General features: G+C 60.9%; 16 protein-coding genes. 13 read left to right on the forward strand and 3 right to left on the reverse strand.

Translation table 11 applies throughout. The features are described from left to right. Position 1 precedes the first annotated feature (1 nt). On the reverse strand, positions 2–1,114 hold the full coding sequence (locus LOL23_RS04155; protein ID WP_237173208.1) for a FecR family protein: 1,113 nt from the start codon (positions 1,112–1,114) through the stop codon (positions 2–4). Further along, positions 1,111–1,824 carry a response regulator transcription factor gene (locus LOL23_RS04160; RefSeq protein ID WP_160977550.1) on the reverse strand — a complete coding sequence of 238 codons (714 nt, stop codon included), beginning with the start codon at positions 1,822–1,824 and terminating at the stop codon, positions 1,111–1,113. Before LOL23_RS04160 ends, LOL23_RS04155 begins: the two co-directional genes overlap by 4 nt. A 435-nt stretch (positions 1,825–2,259) precedes the next feature. Here LOL23_RS04160 and rpsL point away from each other — a divergent pair, with 435 nt between their 5' ends. The 6 genes from rpsL (at position 2,260) to LOL23_RS04190 (ending at position 10,459) form a co-directional block, all read left to right on the forward strand. Beyond that, on the forward strand, positions 2,260–2,637 hold the full coding sequence (gene rpsL / locus LOL23_RS04165) for a 30S ribosomal protein S12 (RefSeq protein WP_160977552.1): 378 nt from the start codon (positions 2,260–2,262) through the stop codon (positions 2,635–2,637). 144 nt (positions 2,638–2,781) lie between these two features. Beyond that, entirely contained in the window at positions 2,782–3,252 is a 471-nt protein-coding gene (gene rpsG, locus LOL23_RS04170; RefSeq protein WP_160977837.1) for a 30S ribosomal protein S7, read from the forward strand. 15 nt (positions 3,253–3,267) lie between these two features. Next, the gene (gene fusA, locus LOL23_RS04175) at positions 3,268–5,370 is read left to right on the forward strand and encodes an elongation factor G (RefSeq protein WP_160977554.1); all 2,103 of its coding nucleotides are present in this window, start codon (positions 3,268–3,270) and stop codon (positions 5,368–5,370) included. A 91-nt stretch (positions 5,371–5,461) separates the two neighbouring features. Next, entirely contained in the window at positions 5,462–6,652 is a 1,191-nt protein-coding gene (gene tuf, locus LOL23_RS04180) for an elongation factor Tu (RefSeq protein WP_160977530.1), read from the forward strand. Positions 6,653–6,714: 62 nt separating this feature from the next. Further along, positions 6,715–7,026 (forward strand): 30S ribosomal protein S10, encoded by a 312-nt coding sequence (gene rpsJ, locus LOL23_RS04185; RefSeq protein WP_013743964.1) that lies wholly within the window; start codon positions 6,715–6,717, stop codon positions 7,024–7,026. A gap of 376 nt (positions 7,027–7,402) precedes the next feature. Beyond that, complete coding sequence (locus LOL23_RS04190; RefSeq protein WP_369414087.1) at positions 7,403–10,459, forward strand: glycine betaine ABC transporter substrate-binding protein; 3,057 nt, start codon at positions 7,403–7,405, stop codon at positions 10,457–10,459. Positions 10,460–10,638: 179 nt separating this feature from the next. On the opposite strand, the gene LOL23_RS04200 is transcribed toward LOL23_RS04190, so the two are convergent. Continuing rightward, positions 10,639–11,604, reverse strand: a complete 966-nt coding sequence (locus LOL23_RS04200) for a LysR substrate-binding domain-containing protein (protein ID WP_160977556.1) — start codon at positions 11,602–11,604, stop codon at positions 10,639–10,641. Positions 11,605–11,846: 242 nt separating this feature from the next. On the opposite strand from LOL23_RS04200, the gene LOL23_RS04205 reads away from it, so the two are divergent. The 7 genes from LOL23_RS04205 (at position 11,847) to rplB (ending at position 17,022) form a co-directional block, all read left to right on the forward strand. Beyond that, positions 11,847–12,557 (forward strand): ribonuclease activity regulator RraA, encoded by a 711-nt coding sequence (locus LOL23_RS04205; RefSeq protein ID WP_237173209.1) that lies wholly within the window; start codon positions 11,847–11,849, stop codon positions 12,555–12,557. 67 nt (positions 12,558–12,624) lie between these two features. Next, positions 12,625–13,842 (forward strand): pyridoxal phosphate-dependent aminotransferase, encoded by a 1,218-nt coding sequence (locus LOL23_RS04210; RefSeq protein ID WP_160977560.1) that lies wholly within the window; start codon positions 12,625–12,627, stop codon positions 13,840–13,842. A 14-nt stretch (positions 13,843–13,856) separates the two neighbouring features. After that, positions 13,857–14,291: a RidA family protein gene (locus tag LOL23_RS04215; RefSeq protein ID WP_160977562.1), complete on the forward strand. Its 435-nt coding sequence runs from the start codon at positions 13,857–13,859 to the stop codon at positions 14,289–14,291. Between the two features lie 300 nt (positions 14,292–14,591). Next, entirely contained in the window at positions 14,592–15,281 is a 690-nt protein-coding gene (gene rplC, locus LOL23_RS04220) for a 50S ribosomal protein L3 (RefSeq protein ID WP_160977564.1), read from the forward strand. Between the two features lie 2 nt (positions 15,282–15,283). Then, positions 15,284–15,901 carry a 50S ribosomal protein L4 gene (gene rplD, locus LOL23_RS04225; RefSeq protein ID WP_160977566.1) on the forward strand — a complete coding sequence of 206 codons (618 nt, stop codon included), beginning with the start codon at positions 15,284–15,286 and terminating at the stop codon, positions 15,899–15,901. Further along, entirely contained in the window at positions 15,898–16,194 is a 297-nt protein-coding gene (gene rplW, locus LOL23_RS04230; protein ID WP_160977568.1) for a 50S ribosomal protein L23, read from the forward strand. Before rplD ends, rplW begins: the two co-directional genes overlap by 4 nt. Continuing rightward, positions 16,195–17,022 (forward strand): 50S ribosomal protein L2, encoded by an 828-nt coding sequence (gene rplB / locus LOL23_RS04235; protein ID WP_160977570.1) that lies wholly within the window; start codon positions 16,195–16,197, stop codon positions 17,020–17,022. Positions 17,023–17,028: the final 6 nt, after the last annotated feature.

Raw genomic sequence — 17,028 nt, forward strand, 5'->3', positions numbered from 1 at the left:
TTCAGAAAGCCCGTAGGAATATCGCAGTACCGAAAGTGGAGCGGATGATTTCGCCGAAAGCGGTGCGCAGTGCGGCCACGTTGACGAAAGCTTGTGTGCTGTCGTGCCCCATGACGCCGTCCTGGTCGATGGCGCGCACCCTGACATACAGTTTGCCGGGTTGCGTGGTTGTGAAGCGCACCGTCGTCGTGTCTGATGTGGCGCGGTAGATTTCTTGTGTGCCTGCTTCGTCCAGTGTTACCCGGACCAAATAACGGGTAGCACCGGGCACAGGAGTGACTTCCGTTACCCATTCGCCATGGCTGCGCTCAGGGATGGAGAGTTCGGGAGCAGGCAACAGTGCCCGCACGCCCAGGAAGTGGCCAGTGCCGCTGGTTGCCGCGCCTTGGCCTTCATTGAGGCTTGCGCGCTGGTTGTCACGCGTATCCAGTATGGCTTTGCCGTGGATGATCTCGCTTTGCGAGCCGTTGTCGTGCAGGCGCACACGGAGCTGCGTGCCACGCACGCCAGTAATGCTGACCGGCGTACGCACCTCAAACCTGCCCACCCCCGCGCCACCGGGGGACACAGAAGATTCAAGCCCACCGTCACGCACGGTGAAAATGGAATCCAGCAGCCGGGTTTTCTTGAAGACACGCAAGCGTTCGATATGAACGGTGGACGATGGCGGCAGGCTGACGCTGCTGCCATCGCTCATGATCAGGGTGACGAAGGCACGTGCGCCCGTGTGAATGATGTCGCCTTCCTGAACCGTCGCGCCTGTTTGGAGAGGATCCCCGTTGGCGGTGGCTGTGCCCGCCACGTGGCCCACGCGTGCTTGGGACGGTTCTTCGGGAATCATCGAGAACGGAATGCGCAGCGCTTGGGTAACGGGTAGCTTGGAAGGCTCGCCGACATTGTTGATTTGCTGAATTTTGCGCCAATTGTCGCCGTCATGCGTATAGCGGTCGGATAGGCGGATCAGCGTGTCGCCGTGTTCGGCTGCATACAGGAAGTAGTCGCCGTCGGCGCCGGCGGGCTGCCCCGCAGCGATGTGTGGCAGGCCTAGCGATGCCATGAGCGTGAGTATGCCGAACAGGCTGATGATGCGAAATGGATGCCAGCGTGAAATCATGAGAGCAGCGGTTCGGTTGGTTCGGCAAGCAGCTCCAGGCGATAGCCGAGGGCATAGGATGACACCAGACGTACACCGTTCTCGGGCCGTAGCTCGAGTTTGCGTCGGATATTTGAAAGATGTGTGTCGAGCGTGCGCGAGGTTGCGGGAATCTCGCGATTCCAGACGGTGCTGCTGAGCACATCGCGTGAAAACAGCCGCCCCGGGTTGCGAAAGAACAACAGCGCAAGTTCGTACTCTTTGGGTGCGAGCTCGATCGGCCGGCTCGCCAGCGAGATGATGGCCTGGACTGGGTCGATCTGATAAACCGCAAAGGTGAAGGATGCCCCGTCGGGCCGGCCGGTGGAGACCCGCCGCAGCAGAGCGCTGACGCGTGCGATGAATTCACCGGGCCGGATAGGCTTGGCGAGGTAGTCGTCCGCCCCCGCGTGCAGACCGATGATGAGGTCGCCTTCGTCAATGCGGCTGGTGACGAACATCACTGGTAGCGCGTGCCCGAGATTGGCGCGCACCCACCGCAATACATCCAGGCCTGAAATATCAGGAAGCTCCCAGTCCAGGATGAGCATGTCGAATACGGGCTCGCGCGTTAACGCGGCCATCATCGACCTGCCGGTCGAAAACGCGGTGGACTGATGGCCGGCCTCCAGTAGGATGGACTGGATGAGTTGCGCCTGGCTGGCGTCGTCTTCCAGAAAAGCAATATGCATTAAACCGGGAATTAAAAGGAATTAAGGCCGCTTATCGAGCAAACGAACCAGGGAAATACCATGTTACATGGCTGCACACAGAGTGTCGAGATACCTATGGTTACAAAACGACGGGTCTGTGGCATATATGCCGCAGTGCAACAAGGGCCTTGTGTGCGGGGTTTGGGTGTCTTGACCAGGCTTCGTCCCGCATGCTACTATGGCTAGCTTACAGTAAGGTTTCCTTGCCAAAGTTCCTTGCGTGTAAGTATTTTCAGCTTTGCTGCAAGACCGCTCTTTTACGTATTTCGTGGCAGGCGGTTTTGTGCAAACCGTTCGAAGCTGCCATGTTTTTCCTGTACGTGTTATAGGGTACGTGCCAGCCCGGGCGTTAATGTCAACGTCTGCCTGGTGCGCAAGCTCCGGGTACGCAACGTCACAGGATGCGTAAAGGTTATGCCAACCATTAGCCAACTCGTGCGCAAGCCGCGCGAAGTCAGCGCTGTCAGCAGCAAGAGCCCCGCGCTCGAAAACTGCCCCCAGCGCCGCGGGGTCTGCACCCGCGTATACACCACCACCCCCAAGAAGCCTAACTCGGCCCTGCGTAAGGTTGCCAAGGTTCGCCTCACCAACGGTTTCGAAGTCATTTCGTATATCGGCGGCGAAGGTCACAACCTGCAAGAGCACTCCGTGGTCCTGGTCCGTGGCGGCCGTGTAAAGGATCTGCCCGGTGTGCGTTACCACATCGTCCGCGGCTCCCTTGACCTCCAGGGCGTCAAGGATCGCAAGCAGTCCCGTTCCAAATACGGTGCCAAGCGCCCCAAGAAGGCCTAAGCAAGTAATTTCTGTCCGGCTCGTCCGGTCGTATCAGTGCAGCCATGGGCAATGGCCTATGGCATGTAAGTGATCCCCCAACTGGGTGATCGTGGCCGCCGCAGCATGCAGGCGGTACAACTGAACTGTCACAAGGAAGCAAAAATGCCTCGTCGTCGCGAAGTTCCCAAACGTGAGATTCTCCCCGACCCCAAGTTTGGCAGCGTAGAGCTCGCCAAATTCATGAACGTTGTTATGTTGTCTGGCAAAAAAGCCGTTGCTGAACGCATCGTCTACGGCGCGTTTGACCAGATCCAGGCTAAAACTGGCAAGGAGCCTATCGAGGTGTTCAACACCGCGATCAACAACATCAAGCCTATCGTCGAAGTGAAAAGCCGCCGTGTCGGTGGCGCAAACTATCAAGTGCCGGTTGAAGTGCGCCCTGTGCGCCGCCTGGCCCTCGCCATGCGCTGGCTGCGTGAAGCAGCCAAGAAGCGTGGCGAGAAGTCGATGGATCTGCGCCTGGCCGGTGAGCTGATTGACGCCTCCGAAGGCCGTGGTGGGGCAATCAAGAAGCGTGAAGACACGCACAAGATGGCAGAGGCCAACAAGGCATTCAGCCATTTCCGTTGGTAATCTAAGGACACAATCATGGCCCGCAAAACCCCAATCGAGCGCTATCGCAATATTGGTATCTCTGCGCACATCGATGCAGGGAAAACCACGACCACCGAGCGCATCCTGTTCTACACCGGCGTCAACCACAAAATTGGCGAAACCCATGAAGGCTCGGCCACCATGGACTGGATGGAGCAGGAACAAGAACGCGGCATCACCATTACCTCCGCAGCCACCACGGCGTTCTGGCGTGGCATGGCGGGCAATCGTCCCGAGCACCGCATCAACATCATCGACACCCCGGGGCACGTCGACTTCACGATTGAAGTCGAGCGCTCCATGCGCGTCCTCGATGGCGCCTGCATGGTGTATTGCGCCGTGGGCGGCGTGCAGCCTCAGTCCGAAACGGTGTGGCGCCAGGCCAACAAATACGGGGTGCCTCGTCTGGCCTTCGTTAACAAGATGGACCGTACGGGCGCGAACTTCTTCAAGGTCTACGACCAACTGAAGACGCGCCTGAAGGCCAACCCCGTGCCCGTCGTCATCCCCATCGGGGCCGAAGACACCTTCACGGGTGTGGTCGACCTGATCAAGATGAAGGGCATCATCTGGGACGAAGCCTCCCAGGGCACGAAGTTCGATTACGTCGACATTCCCGCCGAACTGGCCGATCAGGCCAGCGAATGGCGTGAAAAGATGGTCGAGTCGGCTGCGGAAGCCAACGAAGAGCTCATGAACAAGTACCTTGAATCGGGCGAGCTCTCCGAGGAAGACATCAACAAGGGCCTGCGCCTGCGTACCATCGCCGGTGAGATCCAGCCCATGCTGTGCGGCACCGCCTTTAAGAACAAGGGCGTGCAGCGTATGCTCGACGCGGTCATCGATTACCTGCCTTCGCCGGTGGATATCCCCCCGGTCCAAGGTCTGGACGACGACGGCAACGAGATCAGCCTGCCTGCTTCCGACGAGGCCAAGTTCTCCGCACTGGCATTCAAGCTGATGAGCGACCCATTCGTCGGTCAGCTTACGTTTGTGCGTGTGTACTCCGGCGTCTTGAATTCGGGCGAAACGGTCTACAACCCCGTCAAGGGCAAGAAAGAACGTATCGGCCGCATCCTGCAAATGCACGCCAACAACCGTGCTGAAATCAAGGAAGTTCTGGCGGGTGACATCGCCGCTGTGGTGGGCCTGAAAGACGTGACCACGGGTGAAACCCTGTGCGACGTCGGCCAGCACATCCTGCTTGAGCGCATGGAGTTCCCCGAGCCCGTGATCTCGCAGGCCGTCGAGCCCAAGACCAAGGCCGACCAGGAAAAGATGGGCGTCGCGCTGTCGCGTCTGGCTCAGGAAGATCCGTCGTTCCGCGTGCGCAGCGACGAAGAATCCGGTCAGACCATCATTTCCGGCATGGGCGAACTGCACCTCGAGGTGCTGGTCGATCGCATGCGCCGTGAGTTCGGTGTCGAAGCCAACGTCGGCAAGCCTCAGGTGGCCTATCGCGAAACCATCCGCAAGACCTGCGAGGAAATCGAAGGCAAGTTCGTCAAGCAGTCGGGCGGCCGCGGCCAGTACGGTCACGTCGTGCTCAAGCTTGAGCCCCTGCCTCCTGGCGGCGGCTACGAGTTCGTCGATGCGATCAAGGGTGGCGTGGTGCCGCGCGAATACATCCCGGCGGTCGACAAGGGCATCCAGGAAACCCTGCCTGCTGGCGTGGTGGCTGGTTACCCGGTGGTCGATGTCAAGGCAACGCTGTTCTTCGGTTCGTACCACGATGTGGACTCGAACGAAAACGCGTTCCGCATGGCTGCTTCCATGGCCTTCAAGGACGGCATGCGCAAGGCGTCGCCTGTGCTGCTCGAGCCCATGATGGCGGTCGAAGTCGAAACGCCGGAAGACTACGCGGGTACGGTCATGGGCGACCTGTCCTCCCGTCGTGGCATGGTGCAGGGCATGGACGACATCCCTGGCGGTGGCAAGATCATCAAGGCCGAGGTTCCGCTGGCTGAAATGTTCGGCTACTCGACCAGCCTGCGTTCGCAAACGCAAGGCCGCGCCACGTACACCATGGAGTTCAAGCACTACGCTGAGGCTCCGAAGAACGTGGCCGACGAGGTCATCGCCGCGCGCGGCAAGTAATCAACCAATTTCCTGTCCCGCCGGTTCAATTCGATACCGGTGAGGGCAGGCAACTTTTTTTGTTTCATTGCAAACATTAATGGGATAAATCATGGCAAAAGAGAAGTTTGAACGGACCAAACCTCACGTCAACGTCGGCACGATTGGTCACGTTGACCACGGCAAGACGACGCTGACGGCAGCGATCACGACGGTGCTGGCCAAGGAATTTGGCGGCGCGGCGCGCGGCTACGACCAGATCGACAACGCGCCCGAAGAAAAGGCGCGCGGCATCACGATCAACACCTCGCACGTAGAGTACGAGACCAAGAGCCGTCACTACGCGCACGTTGACTGCCCGGGCCACGCTGACTATGTGAAGAACATGATCACGGGTGCTGCGCAGATGGACGGCGCGATCCTGGTGGTGTCTGCTGCAGACGGCCCGATGCCGCAAACGCGCGAGCACATTTTGCTCTCTCGCCAGGTGGGCGTGCCTTACATCATCGTGTTCCTGAACAAGGCCGACATGGTTGATGACGAAGAGCTGCTCGAGCTGGTTGAGATGGAAGTTCGCGAGCTGCTGTCCAAGTATGATTTTCCGGGCGACGACACGCCCATCGTCAAGGGCTCGGCCAAGCTGGCGCTCGAAGGCGACGAAGGTCCGCTGGGCAAGCAGGCGATCCTGCAACTGGCCGAGGCGCTGGACTCATACATCCCCACGCCCGAGCGCGCGGTGGACGGCACGTTCCTGATGCCTGTGGAAGACGTGTTCTCGATCTCTGGCCGTGGCACGGTGGTCACGGGCCGTATCGAGCGCGGTGTGGTCAAGGTTGGCGAGGAAATCGAGATTGTCGGTATCCGCGATACGGTCAAGACGACCTGCACGGGCGTAGAGATGTTCCGCAAGCTGCTGGACCAGGGCCAGGCTGGGGACAACGTGGGTATATTGCTGCGCGGCACCAAGCGCGAGGAAGTCGAGCGCGGCCAGGTTCTGGCCAAGCCCGGCTCGATCAAGCCGCACACGGACTTCAACGCCGAGGTGTACATTCTGTCCAAAGACGAAGGTGGCCGTCACACGCCGTTCTTCCAGGGCTATCGTCCCCAGTTTTACTTCCGCACCACGGACGTGACGGGCACGATCGAGCTGCCGGCGGACAAGGAAATGGTACTGCCCGGTGACAACGTGTCGATGAAGGTGAGCCTGATCGCCCCGATCGCCATGGAAGAAGGCCTGCGCTTCGCTATCCGCGAAGGTGGTCGTACCGTTGGCGCCGGCGTCGTGGCCAGCATCACCAAGTAAGGCTCAGCCGCAATCGGTGGGGGCAATCTTGCCCCCGTCAACTTCGTTCTTTAGGAATTCCCATGAAAAACCAGAAAATCCGCATCCGTCTGAAAGCCTTCGATTACAAGCTGATCGATCAATCCGCAGCCGAAATCGTTGAAACGGCCAAGCGTACGGGTGCAGTGGTGCGCGGCCCCGTTCCGCTGCCTACCCGCATCCGTCGCTACGACGTGCTGCGTTCACCGCACGTCAATAAAACGTCGCGCGACCAGTTCGAAATGCGTACGCACCAGCGGCTCATGGACATCGTGGATCCCACCGACAAGACTGTCGACGCGCTGATGCGCCTTGACCTGCCTGCAGGTGTAGACGTCGAAATCGCCCTGCAGTAATTCGCTGTGGTAAAGGGTTCGGGCGCATTGCGCCACGAGCGCCAGCAAAAACGCCATGCCTTGTGCATGGCGTTTTTGTTTCTGCGTCTCAAGAGGCTATCCAAAAAAGTACGGGATCGCTTCTGGAAGTATGGCTGAGCATGGCGCCTTGCTGCTTATCGGAGCACGCTGCTGGGTGCCGCCTTCCGCCTCTTGTAGTCGGTTGTGCAGCGCAGTGCGGGCGGCGCGTGTTCTGCGCATGCTATCGTGAAGGCGCCGCACAAGGGGTGGCGGAGGCCGTTGGGCGACCGCTCCATGTTAAGGCCCATGACGATCAAACGGTCCGCGCCGCATGCCGCCATTGGTCTGGCCCATTGCGGTTCATGAGGAGAGACACGTGGTGGCGAATCTGCGCAGAGGGTTGATAGCGTTACTGGCTGTGCTGTCATTATTGGTGGCGGGTGGGGCATATGGCGCCCAGGATAGTGCGACGCCGGCTGCGGAAAGCGATACTTGCAACAGCGGGCGACCCATCAGGCTGGCCGACCAAACCTGGGAAAGCGCTTCCTTCACAATGCACGTCATCAAGGCGTTGCTCGAGGCCGCCTTCGATTGCAAGACAGAGGTGGTGCCTGGTACGCCCGCCGCGATAGAGACCGCGTTGGCGCAGAACGATATACAGATCATTGCCGAGATCTGGACGGGTCGTTCGGAGATCATGACCAAAGCCATCGAGGCCGGACGGGCACAAGTGGTTGGGGACACGCTGGCTGGCGGTGCGGAGCAGGGCTGGTACGTGCCTGATTATGTTGTGCTGGGCGATCCCGCGCGAGGAATTGCACCCATGGCCCCCGACTTGCGCAGTTGGCATGACTTGCCCCGTTACAAGGCGCTTTTTCGAGATGAGGAAGTGCCAAGCAAGGGTCGCTTCTTGAATTGCCCATCGGGGTGGGTATGTGAGAAGACCAATACACGCCTGCTGCAACTGCACGGCCTGGACAAGGACTTCAACAACTTTCGCGCAGGTACCGGCGCAGCGCTCGACTCGGCCATCAGCTCGGCGTATGACCGCGGGCAGCCCATTCTGTTCTACTACTGGCAGCCGGCAGGCCTCATGGCCAAGTATCGTTTCTTCAAAATCGACCTAGGGCCCTTCAACCAGCAATGCTGGGACGTCATTGTGAGCGGCAAGGGCACGCTTTGCGCGTCGGACTTCCTGCGAGCACATCTGGGTGTGGGTTTATCAGTGCCCTTTGTGCAAGGCAACCAGGCGATTGTGCGCTTTCTTGAGCGGCTGCAGTTTGAACCTCCTCTGCTCAATCGGATGATTCTGCGGATGGCGGAAACGCGCGCCAGTGGCGCAGATATGGCTGCGACCTTCCTGCGTGAGCAATATCAAACCTGGGCAGCCTGGTTGCCCGCAGAGCAAGCATTGCATGCGGCACGAAAGCTGCGCATCGCCGTCGCCTCGGGCGGCGAAACGGTGAATGTACCTGCGATATCCGCCGGCGATGGATCTGCCCTCAGCGCGGCCCCGGCCTCCTCGGCCAGCAGGGATGCGCAACGCGAGCAGAAGGCCACAGCTGAGGCGCCATCCAGCGTAGATGTGCAGCACACACCGGGTAGCGGCTTCTTCCCCAATTGGTCCGCGGCCCAACACGTGAACGAACGCCTGGCGGCCGCAGTAAAGGCCTATGGCGACAGCCTGCGGGAAGTGAGTGGCCTCATTCTCACCGTTGTGCTGCTGCCGCTCGAAGGCCTTATGCAGGCGGTGCCGCCGTGGTTTTTCCTGTTTATTGTGGCGCTGCTTTCCTGGCATGCTACGCGCAAGCCTGTCGCGACCGTCTTGTATGTTGTGTGCCTATACCTGATCGGTGCTGTCGGCTTGTGGGACAAACTGATGCAGACCTTTGCACTGGTGCTGGCAGCTACATTGTTCGCCATCCTGATCGGCATACCGGTGGGCATACTGGCGGCGGCAAATCGGCCGTTACGACGTGTGCTGACACCCGTCATGGATGTCATGCAGACATTGCCCAGCTTCGTGTACCTGATTCCGGTGCTGATGCTGTTCGGCCTGGGCAAAGTACCCGCCTTGTTTGCCACAGTCGTCTATGCGGTGCCGCCGCTGATACGGCTGACAATACTGGGCTTGGCCCAGGTCGATCGCGGGGTGACCGAGGCCGCGCAGTCGTTTGGCGTGACGCCGTGGCAAATGCTCACCAAGGTAACCTTGCCACTGGCCAGGCCCAGTATCATGGCTGGCATCAACCAGACGACGATGATGGCGCTGGCGATGGTGGTGGTGGCCTCCATGATCGGTGCGCGGGGCCTGGGTGAGGACGTGCTCGCGGGTATCCAGACACTGGACGTTGGTCGGGGGCTGCAGGCGGGCGTGGCGATCGTTATCCTGGCGATCGTGATGGATCGGATCACCCAGGCCTATGGGCAGCCTTTGCGCAGGCGGCAGGCGGTGCGGCGCCGTGCTGAGGCCCTGACGCAGCCCACGGCAGGCCTCGCGGCCGCTACCGACGCGCAGCGCACCGAGGTTTCCAGCGACGACGGCACGCAGTTGCCGCAGGCAGCCTGGGACGGTCAGGCTGGTACGGCGGCGAGCTCCGGCGCCGTGGATGCGAGTGCCGTCAAGATCGCGATCCGCGATGTTTATAAAGTATTTGGTCGCAATGAACAGCGTGCAGTAGGCTTGTTGCGCCAGGGCGCCGATAAATCCACCGTGCAGGTGCAGACCGGTGTTAACGTTGGCCTGGCCGGGGTTGCGGTAGAGGTGCCGGCGGGTTGTATTACCTGCGTCATCGGCCTGTCGGGGTCGGGCAAGTCTACGCTTGTTCGGCATCTAAACCGCCTTATCGATCCCTCTGCCGGTGAGATCCTGGTGGATGGCGAGAATATCCTTGCCTTGAGTATGCCGCAGCTGCGTGCGCTGAGGCGCCACAAGGTAAGCATGGTGTTCCAGGGCTTTGGCCTGTTGCCGCATATCAATGTGCTCGACAATGTGGCGTTTGGCCTGGTGGTCCGTGGCGAAACACGTCAACGGGCGCGTGAGGCCGCCGCACGCTGGCTGGAGCGCGTGGGCCTGGCGGAATACGCGCGCAGCTATCCCGATGAGTTATCGGGAGGCATGTCGCAGCGCGTTGGGCTTGCGCGGGCCCTGGCGACGGATGCCGACGTGCTGTTGATGGACGAGGCATTCTCTGCGCTGGACCCGTTGATTAGAGACGAGATGCAGGACCAGCTGCTGGCTTTGCAGCAGCGCCTGCACAAAACCATCGTCTTCATTACGCACGATATCGACGAGGCGCTGCGGCTGGGACAGCATATCGTGATTCTGCGCGATGGCCGCATCGAGCAGGCAGGTACGCCAGAGGATATCCGCAAGCACCCGGCCAACGATTACGTGGCGCGTTTCGTGAGGCGCAGGAGCGCACAACCGTAAGCGCTTGCCACAAGAAGCGTTCTTCCCGCTTCTGGGTGTGATGGTGCGCGCGATCCAGCCACGGGCGACCGTTCACAGCTGAACACAGTGTTGCCGTGTGACAGCTTTCTTGCGTTCAACGTGTCGTTGGTGGAAGTCATGGGCGAGCGTTAGCGTGCAGTGCTTTCGGCGCCCTGGCTTTATTCTGAGCCTAGATGAACACCGTGCCTGCTCAGGTGCTTCAGTACGCGAGCCTGGTCGGCGCTGGCGCATTCCTGCATCAAGGTGATAAGCCGATTGGTCACTTCGGGATGCTGGCGCTGGCCACGTGCCGCGATGCCGATCTCGCGAAAAACGGTATCAGCGCCCATCGGCAGAACGCGTACCTGTTTCGAAAAGGGCAGGCAGGCGGACGCGGCCGGCACCATTGCCGCGCCTATGCCCATTTGAACCGCCCGAGCCAACCCTACAACCTCATCCAGCTCGATCGCCTCGTTCAGCGTGAGCTGCTGCCTGCGCAGGAAGAGGTCAATAGCGCGGCCGCCGAACGAGGATCGGTCATACCGGATGAACGGATACCGCATGAGCGCCTCACGCCAATCATTGCCTTCATGGCAGGCGGGCACCAACACCAAGAAGGGCTCGCGCAGCAGACTGTGCCAATGCACCTCAGGCGGTAGCACGTAGGGTGCGCGGATCATCACTGCCATGTCGAGCTCGCCGGTATCAACCTGACCCAGAATGTTGAGCGAAGCGCCCGGCAGCACGCGGACCGCGATGCCGGGAAACTCGCGCCGGAACCTGGCTAGTGCGTCCATGAGCCACGATTGCTGCGCCGAAGTAATCGCCCCGATGAGTAGGGTGCCGCGTCTGTCGTCAGCCGGCGCAACATCGCCAAGATGCGTAATGGCAGCGACGATTTCCAGGGCCCGTGCATGAACATCGCGGCCCATGTCGGTGAGGACGGCCTTGCGACCGGTACGGTCGAACAACTGCACGCCAATATGCTGTTCCAGGCGCTGAATCTGGCCGCTGACGGCTCCCTGCGTGAGGCCGATGTGAGCGCCGGCGCGTGCAAAGCTGCCGTGGCGTACGACGGCGATGAAAGTGCGTAGCTCTGTCAGCATGGTTTGGCTAGGGTCAGGGTGTTCATCCGCGGAACTCATCAGCAAAAATGATGATTAACATAAGAAATTATCGCTTTTTCTCTGCCAATTCTAATGTGAAACTGACGGTGAGCGGCATAAGCCCCTTATGGCGGCAAAAGCCCGTTACCACGGCAAAAGCCATGATCCCCCGCAAGCCGCCATCGCTTATGTCCCGTATCGCCAAAAAAAGATCCGAGAGGCCGGCGGCAGGCAGAGCGAGCGGCGGCCCGCCGTGCTGTATTCAACAACAGGAGCCCAGCATGACATTAGATAACCGGGCACTCGAGATCCTCCAGGAGGTGACGACTGCGACGATCACCACAGTACTGCTCAAGAAAGGCCTGCGCCACACCTGGCTGCGCGGTGCTCAGCCGCTGGCGCAAGGGCTGTCGCGCGTGGTGGGCCCCGCTTTCACGCTGCGCTTTATCCCGGCTCGCGAAGACTTGGCAACGCCAGAATCCTGGCGCTCGCCCACCTCTACCCGTGCAGCGATCGAGGCCATGCCGGAAGGCGTGGTGGCGGTGATCGACGCCTTCGGCACGACGGATGCCGGTGTCTGGGGCGACATTCTGTGCGAGCGTATGGTGCGGCGTAAGGTTGCGGGCATGGTGACCGATGGCGTAGTGCGCGACGCTGCAGGCGTGATCGCGTCGGGGCTGCCAGTGTGGTCGCGCGGGCAGGCGGCGCCGCCCTCCGTGGCAGGCCTGACGTTCGCCGGCTGGCAGGAGCCTATCGGCTGCGGCGGCGTGGCCGTTTACCCGGGGGACATCATTGTTGCTGACCAGGACGGTGTGGTGTCGATACCGGCTGCCTACCTGGACGACGTATTGGCCTTGGCGCCCGAACAGGAACGCCTGGAGGCATGGACCATCGAGCAGGTGCGCGCTGGCCATGCACTGCCAGGCCTGTATCCGGCCAACGAAGAAAACCTTGCGCGCTACGAGGCGTTCAAGCGTGGCGCGCAAGGTTAACGCATACAACGCATGAGCGTCCGCCAAGCACGACGCGGCCGACCCATTAATTTCAAGAGGCAAGACCATGGATTGGATCAGTGAAAAATTCAGGAAGCTGGGCACAGACGACGCGCCTGGCCAGGAGGTGCGGCAACAGAACGACAGAGCCGCACTGCAACTCAAGGGACACGACCTACCCGGCCGGCCGGTGGACTTCTCGCACGGCGATGTGGATGCATTCACGCCCATCCCGGGCGCCTTCGAAGCCTTTGCGGCAGGTGTTGAACGTGGGGGCGCACAAGCCTATACGGAATACCGTGGCGCTCTGGCGATCCGGCAGGATCTGGCCGCGAAGCTGACCGCCTTTACCGGCAGCCCGGTGCAGGGCGACGATGACATGATAATCACGTCGGGCACACAAGGCGCGCTGTTCCTGGCTGTGGCCTGCACAGTCGCGCGTGGCACCAAAGTGGCCATTGTCCAGCCCGACTATTTCGCCAACCGCAAGCTGGTGGAATTCTTCGAAGGCGACATGGTGCCGGTGCGCATGGATTACCTGGGCGCCCGGGCGGGTGCAGGCTTGGACCTCACGCAGTTGGAAGACGCTTTCAAGGCGGGGGTGAAAGTGTTTCTGTTCTCCAATCCTAACAATCCCGCCGGGGTCATCTACTCGTCCGGTGAAATCCGCGATATCGCATCGCTGGCGTCGCGCTATGGTGTCACGGTCATCGTGGACCAGCTATATTCCCGGCTGCTGTATTCCGATGCGGCCTACACGCATCTGCGCGCCCAGGCCGTCGACCAAGAGAACGTCATTACCATTATTGGCCCGTCCAAGACAGAGTCCATGAGCGGCTACCGCCTGGGTGTAGCGTTTGGCGCGCCCGCAATCATCAGCCGCATGGAGAAGCTGCAGGCCATCGTTTCATTGCGCGCGGCCGGCTACAATCAGGCGGTGCTCAAGACATGGTTTGATGAGCCAGCGGGCTGGATGACGCAGCGCATCGCATACCATCAAGCCATCCGCGACGACCTGCTGGCGCTGTTGCGGACGGTGGGTGGGCTCGAGGCGCGTACGCCCGAGGCCGGCAGTTATTTGTTCCCGCGTCTGCCCGAGCTGTCCATCCCGCCCGCCAATTTTGTGCGCGCCCTGCGTCTGCAAGCCGGGGTGACGGTCACGCCGGGCACAGAATTCAGCCCCCATGCAGCAAACAGCATACGTTTCAACTTTTCGCAGGATCACCAGGCGGCGGTACAGGCGGTCGAACGTACGGTTGCCCTGATCGCGCGATACCGTCGATAGGAACCCCACCACTCATGCCGCAAACCACCCAGTCACCCAAGCCGCAGGGCCGCTACGCGCCCGCCACCCGCGACGGCAACCGTATCTTCACCGCCGGCATGACGCCACGTCGTGATGGCGCCCTCATCATGCAAGGCAAGATCGATGCGCAGACGCCAGCCGAGCATTACCGGCCGGCGGTCGAGTTGGCGGCCGCCAACGCGCTGCGCGCTGCGCACGACTTGCTGGCCGATGGCGAGCGCATCGGCCGCGTGCTGAATATGACGGTATACGTGGCGGCCCAGGAGCCATTCACGACACATTCATCAATCGCCGATTTCGCTTCCGGCTATTTGTACGACACGCTGGGCGATGCCGGCATCGGCAGCCGCACCGCCATCGGCGTGCAGTCGCTGCCAGGTAATGCGCCGGTCGAGATCGCGCTGGTCGTGGCGGTGGCGGCGGGATGATCGGCCTGGCTGCCTGGCCCTTCCTCTTCAACTGAGCCCGGCGTCCGGCCGCCCGCTCATTCCGCCGTGGCAGCCCGGTTCGTCGCGTGCCTGTCGTTTTTCCACCAAGCAGGGGGGTGCGGGAGGGCGCAGCCGGCATTGCTGCTTGCTATCACCTATTGACTCATGCTAAATTACGAGGCTTAGCCAAAAAAGCTTTGGTTAAATAGATTCGTGTATGCAATGGCCCGCTGGTTGCACAGCGGGCGCATGTATACGGTAATTAGCCCCGACCAATCGCAGTCGGGAATGGAGAAAACAATGTCGAACCCGACACCTACGCCTGCCGCGCATCGGCTGGGCCTGGTAGGGCGTAAGGTCGGCATGACCCGTATTTTCACCGAGGAAGGCGAGTCCATCCCGGTGACTGTGCTGGACGTGTCGAACAACCGCGTTACCCAGGTCAAGTCGCCAGAAACCGATGGCTACGCTGCCATTCAGGTTGCCTACGGCACCCGTCGCGCCACGCGCGTGAACAAGGCCCTGGCAGGCCAATATGCCAAAGCCGGCGTCGAAGCTGGCAGCATCCTCAAAGAGTTTCGCCTCGATCCCGCCAAAGCGGCTGAATTCACAGCCGGTTCCGTTGTGGCCGTCGAAAGCGTATTCGAAGCCGGCCAAAAGGTCGACGTCACGGGCACCACGATCGGTAAAGGCTTTGCCGGTACCATCAAGCGCCACAACTTCAGTTCGCAGCGCGCGTCGCACGGTAACTCCCGTTCGCACCGCGTTCCGGGCTCGATCGGTCAGGCACAGGATCCGGGTCGCATCTTCCCCGGCAAGAAAATGTCCGGCCATCTGGGTGACGTTACCCGTACCGTTCAAAACCTCGACATCGTGCGTGTCGATGCCGAACGCGGTCTGCTTTTGGTCAAGGGCGCTGTCCCCGGCCACAAGAATTCCGACGTTGTCGTGCGTCCCGCCATCAAGATGTCGGCCAAGAAAGGAGCCTAAACATGGAACTCAAGCTCCTGAATGACAACGGTCAGGCTTCCACCGTTGCCGCGCCCGACACCATCTTCGGCCGCGACTTCAACGAAGCGCTCGTGCACCAGATCGTGGTGGCCTTCCAGGCCAATGCTCGTGCCGGCAACCGCGCGCAATTGACGCGCGCCGAAGTCAAGCACAGCACCAAGAAGCCATGGCGCCAGAAAGGCACGGGCCGCGCCCGCGCCGGTATGACGTCCTCGCCGCTGTGGCGTGGGGGTGGTCGCACATTCCCCAACTCGCCCGACGAGAACTTCTCGCAAAAGGTCAACAAGAAGATGTATCGCGCCGGCCTGCGTGCGATCCTCTCCCAGTTGGCGCGTGAAGACCGCATCGCCGTCGTCGACAGCTTCGCCCTCGAAGCCCCCAAGACCAAGCTTGCTGCACAAAAGCTGAAAGACCTTGGCCTGGAGTCGGTGCTCATCATCACCGACGCGCTCGACGAAAACGTTTACCTCGCTACGCGCAACCTGCCTCACGTTGCCGTGGTCGAACCGCGCTACGCCGATCCGCTTTCCCTGATCCACTACAAAAACGTGTTGATCACCAAGCCGGCTATCGCTCAACTCGAGGAGATGTTGGGATGAACGCCGCACGTCTGATGCAAATAATCCTGGCTCCGGTCGTGACTGAAAAAGCCACGTTCGTAGCAGAAAAGAACCAGCAGATCGCTTTCCGCGTCGTTCCCGACGCCACCAAGCAGGAAGTCAAGGCTGCCGTCGAGCTCCTCTTCAAGGTTGAGGTCGAGTCCGTGCAGGTCCTGAACCGCAAGGGTAAAGAAAAGCGTTTCGGCCGTTTTGTCGGTCGCCGCCGTAACGAACGCAAGGCTTATGTCTCGCTCAAAGACGGTCAGGAAATCGACTTTACGGAGGTGAACTAAATGGCACTCGTAAAAGTCAAGCCTACTTCGGCTGGCCGCCGCGGCATGATCAAGGTGGTACACCCTGAGCTGCACAAGGGCGCGCCCTACGCCGGTCTGGTCGAAAAGCAATCGCGCGGTTCCGGCCGCAACAACAATGGTCACGTCACGGTTCGCCACCGTGGGGGCGGTCACAAGCAACACTACCGCGTGGTCGATTTCCGTCGCAACAAAGACGGCATCCCCGCCAAGGTCGAGCGCCTCGAGTACGACCCCAACCGCACTGCGCACATTGCGCTGCTGTGCTACGCCGACGGCGAGCGCCGCTACATCATCGCCCCTCGTGGCCTTGAAGTCGGTGCAACGCTGCTCTCCGGCATGGATGCCCCCATCCGCGCTGGTAACACATTGCCTATCCGCAACATCCCCGTGGGTGCCACCATCCACTGCATCGAGATGCTGCCTGGCAAGGGTGCGCAAATGGCCCGTTCGGCCGGCGCATCCGCTGTGCTGCTGGCTCGCGAAGGCACCTACGCGCAGGTTCGCCTGCGTTCGGGCGAAGTCCGTCGCGTACACATCGACTGCCGCGCAACCATTGGCGAAGTCGGTAACGAAGATCACAGCTTGCGTCAATATGGCAAGGCTGGCGCCATGCGCTGGCGTGGTATCCGCCCGACCGTTCGTGGTGTTGCCATGAACCCGGTGGATCACCCGCACGGTGGTGGTGAAGGCCGTACCGGCGAGGGCCGCGAGCCGGTGTCCCCATGGGGTACACCGACCAAGGGCTATCGCACCCGTCGTAACAAGCGCACGGACAATATGATTGTCTCGCGTCGCAAGCGCAAGTAAGGGGCG

The organism is Paracandidimonas lactea, from assembly GCF_021653995.1.
Classification (GTDB): Bacteria; Pseudomonadota; Gammaproteobacteria; order Burkholderiales; family Burkholderiaceae_B; genus Allopusillimonas; species Allopusillimonas lactea.